Origin of the sequence: Clostridium sp. (genome assembly GCF_051650885.1) — a bacterium.
Lineage (GTDB): Bacteria > Bacillota > Clostridia > Clostridiales > Clostridiaceae > Clostridium.
This window is the reverse complement of record NZ_JBOFRG010000006.1, coordinates 1-10,459: the sequence shown is the minus strand read 5'-3', so window position 1 is coordinate 10,459 and position 10,459 is coordinate 1. Positions and strand designations below refer to the sequence as shown.

Below are 10,459 nucleotides of genomic sequence, written 5' to 3'. Positions count from 1 at the left end.
AATGAGATTTCTGCCGTTGTAGATATGATTTATAAAGCTGGTGTATTAGAAGAAGGAAAAGACCCTAAGTTTGAAAATAATGTAAAGGGTTTAGTTGAAGCTATAAATTACACAGTAGACAAATATTATAAAGAAGCTTATTATGGATGGCAATTTAATATTTGGGCATACTCAGGACAAGGAGTTCCAGGACAAGGGTTACTTCACCAAACTGAATATTTAGGATGGGACAAGGGAAGAGAGTTCATTAAAGATGCTGCTACAAAAACAGCTGAATACTATGAAAATAGTGGAATAACTAGCTATGGAGCTGATTTTATTTCAATAGATAAATATGGTTTAGATGGAGCATATGAAACAGGTGCACCTGAAGACCCAGAAAAATCAAGATGGTTCTGGAATGCAGATATTTGGGATAATTATCTTTTCTATACTAAAACCTTAAGTGATGTAACAAATTTACCAGCAGTTCTTTGGCAAATTCCAGTGGGACATATAAATAATTCACAAACAATGAGTCCTTATGATAATGAAGCCTTTGCAGAACTTAAAAATGTAGCAGGAAGCTATGAGGATTCAGCAACAACTTATTTCTTTGGAGACACATTTAAAGCAGGAAATGCAAAGAGATTAGAATATTTTAGTAAAAATGAAGCAAAAGACCCTAAAGTTACAGTTAAGGGAGATACTATAACTTGGGGAAGTCATATGGAAGAAGTGAGAGACTCTAATATAGTATCAGTATTATTTGGGGCAGGAGTTGGAGCAAGTACAGATGCAGTAGGTTCACCTCCAACAGATGATTACTTCTGGATAACAAAAGCTCAATATTATTATGATAAAGTAGTAATGCTTGCAGGTGGAAAACCAGTTGAAAAGCCATTAAAGCCTGAAGTTATTGTAGACAAAACTGAAAATGATGGAAATTATAATGTAAAATTAGAAATTCCAAAAGATTCTAAAGCTACTGACTATAAACTTTACGAAAACAATAAAGTTATAAAAGAAGGTGCAGTAACTAGTGAAAAGTTAACAGTATCTGTAGATATGAAAGACAAGGCAGAAGGAGAATATATCTATAAAGCAGAACTTAAAAATAAAGATGGAATAACAACTAGTATATCTGTAAAAGTAATTGTTAAAAAAGATGTAGTAGTTCCACAAGAAAAGCCTAAAAAACCAAGCATATCAGTAGATAAAGCACAAAATAAAGGGGATTATAAAGTAACTGGAACTATTTCAAAAGATTCAAATGGAAAAACATTTAAATTATATGAAAATGCTAAAGTTATAGAAGAGGGTGTAGTAAGTAAAGAAGAAAAAATTATTACTAAAGACTTTAAAGGAAAAGCAGTAGGTAAATACACTTACAAAATAGAGCTTATAAATGAAGTAGGAGTGACTACAAGTGAAACTATAGAAGTTGTAGTAGAAAAAGATGAAGTAACTCCACCATCAGTAGGAGATACGTATGATTCGAACAAAGTATATAATACTGGAGATAAAGTAATTTATAAAGGGAAAGAATACACTGCAAAATGGTGGGTTAAAGGTGAAGCACCAGACAAGAGTGCAGCTTGGGAAGTAACACCAGAAACAGGAGCTGATGGAACGCAAATCTATGTACCAGGAAAGGCTTACAATGGTGGAGATGTAGTTTCTTATAATGGAACTAAGTATAAGGCTAAGTGGTGGACTAATACTGTACCTGGTAGCGATGAATCATGGAGCAAAGTATAATTAAAAATGAAGAATTAAAAATTGAGAATTAAGGGGGATTTGCAAGCAAATCTGTCTGAGGGGACTCAAAATTTGTCTGGCGACAAATTTTATCGTGGATAATACTTTTTTAGTTAAGAGTTAATAGGGAAAAAGTAAGAGTTGATATGGGTTCATGGGAAGTTTTTGGGGGAACTCAAAATTTGTCTGGCGACAAATTTTATCGTGAGAAATACTTTTTAGTTAAGAGTTAATAGGGAAAAAGTAAGAGTTGATAAGGTTTGATGGGAAGTTTTTGGGGAACTCAAAATTTATCCTACGATAAATTTTATCGTAGGAAAGGCTTTTTAGTTAAGAATTAAGAGTGAAAAATTAAGAATTTTGGATAATAAAGAAAAACCGAATTGGCAAAGCAATTCGGTTTTTCTAACTATTAATTATTAACTATTAACTACATATGTAGTATTTTTAACTTTTTTGTATTAAAATGTATTTGTATAGAAAATTTTGGAGGGGTTTATGAAGAAAAAAGGTATTATTATTGGTGTTGTATTAAGTGTTTCTGTTGTTGGGTTTGGTGGTTTTGAGTTTTACAAGGGAACTAAGGCTGAAGCTTTAGTTGATGAGAGTGTCGAGTTTATTAAGAATGGAGATTATGTTAGTGCATATAAGAAGATTCTTGATGCAGGTGATGTTTCTAGCAAAAATAAGAAGGTTATAGAAGCTTATAAGAGTTTGAAGTATGAAAAAGAGGGAATTGATACTTTGAATAAGGCAACTGCTTTAAAAGAGAGTGGAAAACAGCTTGAAGCTTTGGAGATGCTTACACAAATTGATGATAAGGCTACTTTTTCTAAAGAAAGAGGAAAAAATTTAGCTAAGGACATAAAGGATAATAGTATTGAAGAGAATATAAAAAAGGCTGAAGAAAATATTTTGAAGAATAACTTTGAAGAGGCTAAAAAGAATATCCAGGCTATTGAAAATTTAGAAAAAGAAAATAGTAATGTTGCTCTTTTAAGCAAAAAATTAAATGATAAAAAAGAAGAGTTAATTAATTTAAATATCAAAGAAGCTAAAAGTGCTTTAAATAATAAAAAATATAATGTTGCAGAAGAAAAGATAGGTAATATTAAAAAGCTTGATAAAAATAATAAAGCTCTTGTAGAGTTAAACGCTAGTTTAGATAAGAAAATTAAAAATGAGAAGTTTTATAACAATGAATTCAGAGGATTATCTAATAATGTAAAGGTTGAAAAATATATGTCACCACATATTGGTGAAGTAAAGCTTATGATTAGTGAATATAATCCGGATATTATAGATAATAAATCATTTATAGATTTTTATAACAAGAATATAAAACCTTATAGAAAACATGGTGTTATCTATAACTTAGTTAACATAAATAAACCTAATGAAGGCTTTACATTTGCAGGAGCCGCAAATGAACATAATGAGTTTAATAAGGGGAAAATCAGTCAAAGTCCAAGTCATTTAAAAGGTACAATAGATATTGAGGATAAAAATACTCAATACTGCGGGATGAGAGGATATGAATTAACTTCATATATGCTTTCAAATCATGCAAAAGTAGAATTTAAATTCGATTAGTAATTAAAATCAGAACAGAGTAAGATTTAATAAATTTTACTCTGTTTTTTTGAAATTAAAATGTTAATCTGAAGATTTAAAAAGATGGAATGTTTATTAAGTGATTAAATGGTGTATAATTTAAATAAGAAAATAGTAAAGGTATGATTATAATGGAAGAGTTTAAAGAATTTTTTGATGACAGAGTAAATACAACTAAAATCTTTAATACAACAGGTGTGTGTGTTGAAGAAAAACATTATATGGTTAATATAAATGGAAAATTAAAAGAAATAGTAAAGCTTGTTCAACAAGAGAAATATTTTGTAATAAATAAGCCAAGACAGTATGGAAAAACAACTACACTAAATAAATTATATAAAATTTTAAGAAGTAGATATAAAGTGTTAAAGTTAGACTTTGAAGTTATGGCATCTTCTTTTAGAGAAGAGGAATTATTTTGTGAAGTGATGAGGCTTAAAATTTCAAGCTGTGTAGGCTATGAAATAGAAAAGATAGATACTTTATTTCACTTGAGTAATGTTATTTCTAAAATAACAAAAAATGAAGAAGTGATACTTATAATTGATGAAGTAGATAAAATATCAAACAATAAATTGTTTTTAGACTTTCTCGGAATTTTAAGGTCATTATTTTTAGAGAGAGCAGTAGGAGAGACTACAACCTTTAAATCCGTAATACTTGCAGGAGTCCATGATATAAGAAACTTAAAATTGAAATTTAGAGACGGAACAGACACAAGGTATAATTCACCTTGGAATATAGCAGTAAACTTTAATGTAGATATGAGTTTTAATATTTTTGAAATAGGCACAATGTTAGAAGAATATAAAAAAGATAATAATTTAACCTTTAATGTAGAAGAAATAAGCACTGAAATCTATAAATATACAAGTGGATATCCATATTTAGTATCAAGAATATGTCAAATTATAGATGAGGATATTTATGAAAAGAAAGAAAATTGGAAAGTTCAAGATGTATTAAAAGGGGTTAAAATTTTAATAAGTGAAAGAAACCCATTAATAGATGATTTAATAAAAAATCTTGAAAACAATAAAGAACTATTTGGATATGTATACGAAATCTTAATACTTGGAGCCCAACAAGTATACAACATAAATGAGCCTAATATAGATAAAGGAACAATGTTTGGATATTTTATAAAGAATAAAGAGGGAACAGTAGAGGTTTCAAATCAAATATTTAAAGAAATTATTTATAACTATATGACATCGAAAATTAAAAATAAAGTTATGGATAAATACAACTTTAAAAATAATTTCATAACAGAAGACAATGGATTGAATATAGAAAAAATTCTAAAAAAATTCCAACAATTTATGAAGGAAAACTATAGTTCAAGAGACAAGGAATTTTTAGAAAGGCAGGGTGTTCTATTATTTTTAGCATTTATAAAGCCAATTATAAATGGGGTAGGGTTTGAATATAGAGAAGTTCAAATCTCAGAAGAAAAGAGACTAGATATTGTAATATCATATAATCAACATAAGTATATAATAGAAACTAAAATATGGTATGGTGAAATAGCACACCAAAAGGGTATTCAGCAATTATATGATTATTTAGAGATAGAAGGAATTAATGAAGGATACTTACTAATTTTTAATTTTAATAAAAATAAAGAGTATGTTCAAAATTATCAGACAGTAAAGGATAGGAGAATATTTGAAGTATTTGTATAAATGAAAACTGATAGCTAAATTTAGGCTATCAGTTTTTAGGTGTATAAAGAAAATTAATTAGAATATTTAATAAGAAAGAGTTAATTATTTTTAAAATATATTGAATAATGTTATAATCAGTAACAGAAAGTTATGTAAATTCGTTTGAATTTAGGAGGAAATGATGGAAGAATTAAAAAAAGCAATTAATGAAATTTTAGAGGATAATGTAGGGAAAATTGTTATTAGTAATAAGATGAAGAAGGATTTAGAGTTTAACAAAATAAATGTGTCTTTAAAGGAATCAAAAGATAAAAGTTTTTATCAAATCGAAAAATTTACAGATAAACAAGTTTTCCATGAGAATGTGAGCAGAGAAGAACTTAGAGATAGATTAGTTATTCTTACAGAAGGTAACTTTAAAAATTTAAATGCGTGGTCAACAGAGTGTACATATGACCTTAAAATTTCTAAGAAAGGAAAAGTATTCTTAGGAAAAAAAGGTTCTAATAATTTAAAGATTGTAGAAAAAGCTTCAAAGCACAATAAGGAGAAAAATTATATCTTAAAAGAAGGTATGATTATAGAGCCACTTATTGATTTAGGGGTTTTCACTAAGGAAGGTAAGGTTGTTAATTCTAAATATGATAAGTATAAGCAGATTAACAGGTTTGTTGAGATTGTTGATGATGAAATTAAGAAGAATGATTTTAAGGAGCTTACTATTTTAGATTTTGGATGTGGTAAGTCTTATTTAACTTTTGTTCTTTACTATTACTTTGTAAAGATTAAAGGGATAAAGGTTAAGATGATTGGTTTAGACCTTAAGAAGGATGTTATTGAGAAGTGTAATAAGATTGCAAAGGGCTATGGTTATGATGATTTAAGCTTTGAGCTTGGAGATATTAATGGTTATAAGTATGAGAATAAGGTGGATATGGTTATAACTTTACATGCTTGTGATACTGCAACTGATTATGCTCTTTATAATGCAATTAAGTGGAATGCTAAGATGATTTTCTCAGTTCCTTGTTGTCAACATGAGTTTAATAGTCAAATGGAGACAGAAGAGTTTTCTATAATTTCAAGATATGGAATTATAAAAGAAAGAATGGCGGCACTTATGACTGATGCTGTTCGTGGAAATCTTTTAGAGGTTATGGGATATAGAACTCAAATTTTAGAGTTTATTGATATTGCTCATTCACCTAAAAATATTTTAATAAGAGCATCTAAAGGTGGCGTTTCTAAGGATAAGAAGGAAGCTTCAATGAAGGAAGTTAGAAGCCTTATAAAAGAATTTAATTTTAAACCAACATTATTAGGGCTTTTAGAAAATGATGATTTAATAAAATAGATGAATTTTAAGAAGCTGTGCTTAAATGCATAGCTTTTTATGTTATAATTTTTTTATGAATAAATTGTTAAATGGGATTTTAGGAGAGATGAATATGGAAAAAGCTTATAGAGAAAGAGTTATTGATGGGTTTAATAATGAAGGAATTTTTATAAGAAGTTGGGAAAAGGTTGAGAATCCAAAGGGGATTGTTCAAATTATTCATGGTATGGCTGAACATAGTTTAAGATATGACCACTTTGCAAAGTTTTTAAATAGTAATGGATATATAGTTTATGGAAGTGACCATAGAGGTCATGGAGAAACAGGAAAAAATACAAATCTTTATGGATATTTAGGGGAAAATGGTTTTAACAATGTTGTAGAAGACCAATTTATGATAACTAAGTTTATAAAAAAAGAAAATGAAAATTTACCTATACATATTGTTGCACATAGCTTTGGTTCTTTTGTGGGGCAAGAGTATATTACAAGATATAGTAATGAAATAGAGGGAATAACTTTTTCAGGCTCTTGCAAACAGGATGGATTTGATGTGAAGCTTGGATTGTTTGTAGCTAATCTTCAAAGTAAGATTTTTGATGAAAAATCTAAGGCGAAATTTTTAGATAAGATGGCATTTTTATCGTTTAATAAAGAAGTGAAAAATAAAAAAACAAAGATGGATTGGCTTACTAGAGATGAAGACGAAGTAAGTAAATATTTAAATGATGAAGCTTGTGGCTTTTGTCCTACAATAAATTTTTATAAAAGTCTTTTTACTGGATTTAAACATCTTTATAAGAATGAAAAGCTAGAGAAGATAAGAAAAGATTTGAAAATAAATATAGTATCAGGTGATAAAGACCCAGTAGGAAAGTATGGCATTGGAGTTAATAAACTTTATGAGCAATATAAGGATTTAAATATTGAAAAAGTAAGAGTAAAGCTTTTTAAAGATGGAAGACATGAAATGATTAATGAAACGAATAAGGATGAAGTTTATAATTATATTTTAGAAAATATTTGAAAGTAAAAAATCAAAAAACTACAAAAAAGAGAAAACTGCTAAAAATTTAGCAATTTTCTCTTTTTTTAATAGCTTTTTGATATCTATGTGCAATAAAGAATCCAAGTAATCCAAAGAATACAGGTCCTATAATCATAAGTATTCCTTGCTCTGCACCACCAGGCTGTGTCCAAGGTTGGATTAGAGAAAATACTACTGCAAATATGATTACAAGCAGTGATATAGCATTATAGATGATTCCTACCTTTTTACTGAAGAACTTATAGTGTTTTTCTATATTATCATTTAGCTTAAACTTAATATATGCAAAGGTTATAAGTCCCCATGGTATTACGTTTGCGACAGTAACCATAAAGGTTGTATAGTTATAAATATCATTTGCATTGTTTCCAAAGATTAAAACAATAAGAAGTGCCCCACCACATAAGAATGATGCTAAAAGCCAAAGTGCATTAGCTGGAACATTATGTTTATTTTTCTTTGTTACAAACTCTGGTAACATTCCTTTTGGTAATCCCTCAATTAATTGTTTAATTGGGAAGTAGTAGTTAAGTGGTAACTGTAAGAATGAAAGTGCTGCTATCCATGAGTAGAATATCATGTACCATTTAGCAAATACTGCTGCATGTGCCGCGCTCATTCCAAGTGCAATTCCAAGTGAGGAATAATATTTTAATCCTAAATAAACAGTAAAGTTAACTAAGTTAACATTAGGATTACTATAAACTTCTTTCCAGTTTATAACCATTCCACTTCCTACAATCATTACTATAGTAAGTGCAAAAATTACAACAACTGTTACAAAAATTCCACGAGGAACAGTTTTTCTAGGATTCTCTACTTCATCAACAAGTCCACTAGCAGATTCCATTCCACCAAATATCATAATTGCAAAAACCATAAAGCCTAGCATACTAAAAATGCTGTGATAGCTTGGATTAGGTCCTACAAATAAAGAAGATATTCCATGCCAATGGAAGCCTTGTGCAAAATGCATTTTATTTTTAAAGAAAACTAATAAACTAACTGCAATAGTAAAAATATTATTATAAAAGAATAATGTCATAGAAACCTTTGTTAAAACCTCAATAGATTTTACTCCTTTAGTTGAGATGAAAATCCAAAAAACAACCCAAACTATTCCGATTAATGTAGTTGTTAACTGATTATTAAGTCCAAAAAATTTCCAAGTTTCTGATGTATCTGTTCCAAATATCATTGTTGAAAACTTAATACAAATTGCACTAATAGCAAGTCCACCTAAGAATTGAGCTGAAAACCAAATAAATGTAGTGGAAAGAGCATATTTTTCACCAATGATTTCTGAAAGCCATGAATAAATTCCCCCATGCTTATCACTAAAAGCTGATCCCATTTCTGCAACTGCAAATGAATAGGGAATAAAAAATAATAATGTTGCAAGTAAAACATATGTTATAGCTTGATAACCCATTTGATAGTACATTTGTTGACCATTCATTACGCCGTAAACAGTAAGGATAGACATTGATATGAACCCAAAGGTACTTATTTTATGTGTAATATTAACTTTATTTTCTCGCGTTTCTAATTCAGTATCCTTCATAAACTATTCCTCCTATGTATATTTATTAATATTTTATACATTCGCTTTAGAGAAGTAAAGCGGAAAAATTTAAATGAAATCATTAAAAATAACCACTATTTAAACACAATTGTTAAGTAAAATTCGAGAAAGTGAGTAGTTTGATAATATATTAGAGAAAAATCTCAAAACTTATAAAAAAATATAAATATGCATTAAGAATGTATTTTAATAAAATAGTTAAATTTTAGACGAAGATTAAAATTTAAAATGCAAATTTTGTAATAATTTTGTGATAAGTGGATTTTATACTAAAGCTATAGAAGATATAAAAGGAGAGAATGGTATGAAGAGAGGAATGATTACTGGATTAATTGTAGTTAGTTTATTTTCACTTGTAGGGTGTAATGAAAGTTCAAAGGAAGTAGTTATAGAAGACAGAGAAGAAAAAGAGGGAATAGTTGTAGATAAAATAAAAAATGAGCCAGGAGAGGTATATTACCTTAAGACTTATTTGAATGATGAATATTATTTACTTAAAGGGATTCCGGAAATGGAAGAATATAAAACTCATAAGATAACTAATGTATATGAAAAAAATCTTTATAGATTAAATGAAAATAACGAATTTATAGAAACTAATATAGATATAAAAGATTATTCTATGAAGTATGACCCTGATCAAATATCTTTTGTAGATACTGAAAAAGATAGTCCAATTACAAAAGCACGATATATCAATAATAAGACAAGCGAAGAAAAGATACTTGATTTAAATTTAGGAGATGTAGTGAATTCAGATATACAGTTAGTTTATGGAAAAGAAAAGGTAGCTTATCTTTCACAATATCCTACAGATACCAAACATTATTTAAAGATTTTAGATATAGAAACTAATAAATTAAAAAAGGTGGATAAGGTTTTTAAAGGTTCTACAGAAGTAATGTATGCAGAGGATTATTATGCTTTAGAAGATGGAACGGGTAAGCTATATAAACTAAGAGAAGAAAAGGAGAGTTTTAAAGTAGAAGAAGAGATTGATTTAATAAAGGAATTTAATATTAAATTAGATGGTGATGGCTTTTATGTAAATAGAATTTTCATAAAAGAAAATGGTGAGGTTTATTTAGAAGGATTTGATAATAATCGTAAAACAGACCATACAGATTCTTGTGGGCAAGCGTTATTTAGATATAATTTAAAAACAAGAGAGAAGGGGAGAATAAATTATAAACTGGAAAAAGATATGATTATATTAGATTACAATGTAAAGAGTGACTATATTGTGTTAGAAAGTATTGCAGATTTTGATACAAAAACATCAAATGGGAAAATTTATATAGGCAAAGTGGCTAATGATAAAATTGAAATAATAGAAGAAATAGAGATAAAAAGTGATGGTGATACTATACAATGTGTAGACACATTATTTAATGATAAGGGAAATGAATTACTTATTCATTATACAAAGACGAAAAATGAGAAGGTATCAGAAGAATATTTAAAAGTTA

At 28.3% G+C, this 10,459-nt stretch carries 7 protein-coding genes; 6 read left to right on the top strand and 1 reads right to left on the bottom strand.

Going from position 1 to position 10,459, the window contains the following annotated elements; genetic code table 11:
- The 5 genes from ACRC28_RS00090 to ACRC28_RS00070 all read left to right on the top strand — a co-directional run.
- The coding region (locus tag ACRC28_RS00090; protein ID WP_438541424.1) for a carbohydrate-binding protein at positions 1-1,740 on the top strand (1,740 nt) is incomplete at its 5' end.
- Between the two features lie 498 nt (positions 1,741-2,238).
- Positions 2,239-3,333 carry a hypothetical protein gene (locus tag ACRC28_RS00085; protein ID WP_438541423.1) on the top strand — a complete coding sequence of 365 codons (1,095 nt, stop codon included), beginning with the start codon at positions 2,239-2,241 and terminating at the stop codon, positions 3,331-3,333.
- A 143-nt stretch (positions 3,334-3,476) separates the two neighbouring features.
- Positions 3,477-5,039, top strand: coding sequence for a GxxExxY protein (locus ACRC28_RS00080; RefSeq protein ID WP_438541422.1), 1,563 nt, complete (start codon positions 3,477-3,479; stop codon positions 5,037-5,039).
- A 163-nt stretch (positions 5,040-5,202) separates the two neighbouring features.
- Positions 5,203-6,375 carry a class I SAM-dependent methyltransferase gene (locus ACRC28_RS00075; protein WP_438541421.1) on the top strand — a complete coding sequence of 391 codons (1,173 nt, stop codon included), beginning with the start codon at positions 5,203-5,205 and terminating at the stop codon, positions 6,373-6,375.
- A gap of 55 nt (positions 6,376-6,430) precedes the next feature.
- Positions 6,431-7,384: an alpha/beta fold hydrolase gene (locus tag ACRC28_RS00070; RefSeq protein ID WP_438541420.1), complete on the top strand. Its 954-nt coding sequence runs from the start codon at positions 6,431-6,433 to the stop codon at positions 7,382-7,384.
- Between the two features lie 46 nt (positions 7,385-7,430).
- On the opposite strand, the gene ACRC28_RS00065 is transcribed toward ACRC28_RS00070, so the two are convergent.
- Positions 7,431-8,969: an amino acid permease gene (locus ACRC28_RS00065; protein ID WP_438541419.1), complete on the bottom strand. Its 1,539-nt coding sequence runs from the start codon at positions 8,967-8,969 to the stop codon at positions 7,431-7,433.
- A gap of 325 nt (positions 8,970-9,294) precedes the next feature.
- Between ACRC28_RS00065 and ACRC28_RS00060 the strand changes: the two genes are divergently transcribed.
- On the top strand, positions 9,295-10,459 hold a 1,165-nt coding region (locus tag ACRC28_RS00060; RefSeq protein ID WP_438541418.1), incomplete at its 3' end, for a hypothetical protein.

Bases quoted from the DNA above. Each gene is read 5' to 3' on its own strand.
- ACRC28_RS00085 (WP_438541423.1), top strand. From the start codon at position 2,239: ATGAAGAAAAAAGGTATTATTATTGGTGTTGTATTAAGTGTTTCTGTT.
- ACRC28_RS00080 (WP_438541422.1), top strand. From the start codon at position 3,477: ATGATTATAATGGAAGAGTTTAAAGAATTTTTTGATGACAGAGTAAAT.
- ACRC28_RS00075 (WP_438541421.1), top strand. From the start codon at position 5,203: ATGGAAGAATTAAAAAAAGCAATTAATGAAATTTTAGAGGATAATGTA.
- ACRC28_RS00070 (WP_438541420.1), top strand. From the start codon at position 6,431: ATGAATAAATTGTTAAATGGGATTTTAGGAGAGATGAATATGGAAAAA.
- ACRC28_RS00065 (WP_438541419.1), bottom strand. From the start codon at position 8,969: ATGAAGGATACTGAATTAGAAACGCGAGAAAATAAAGTTAATATTACA.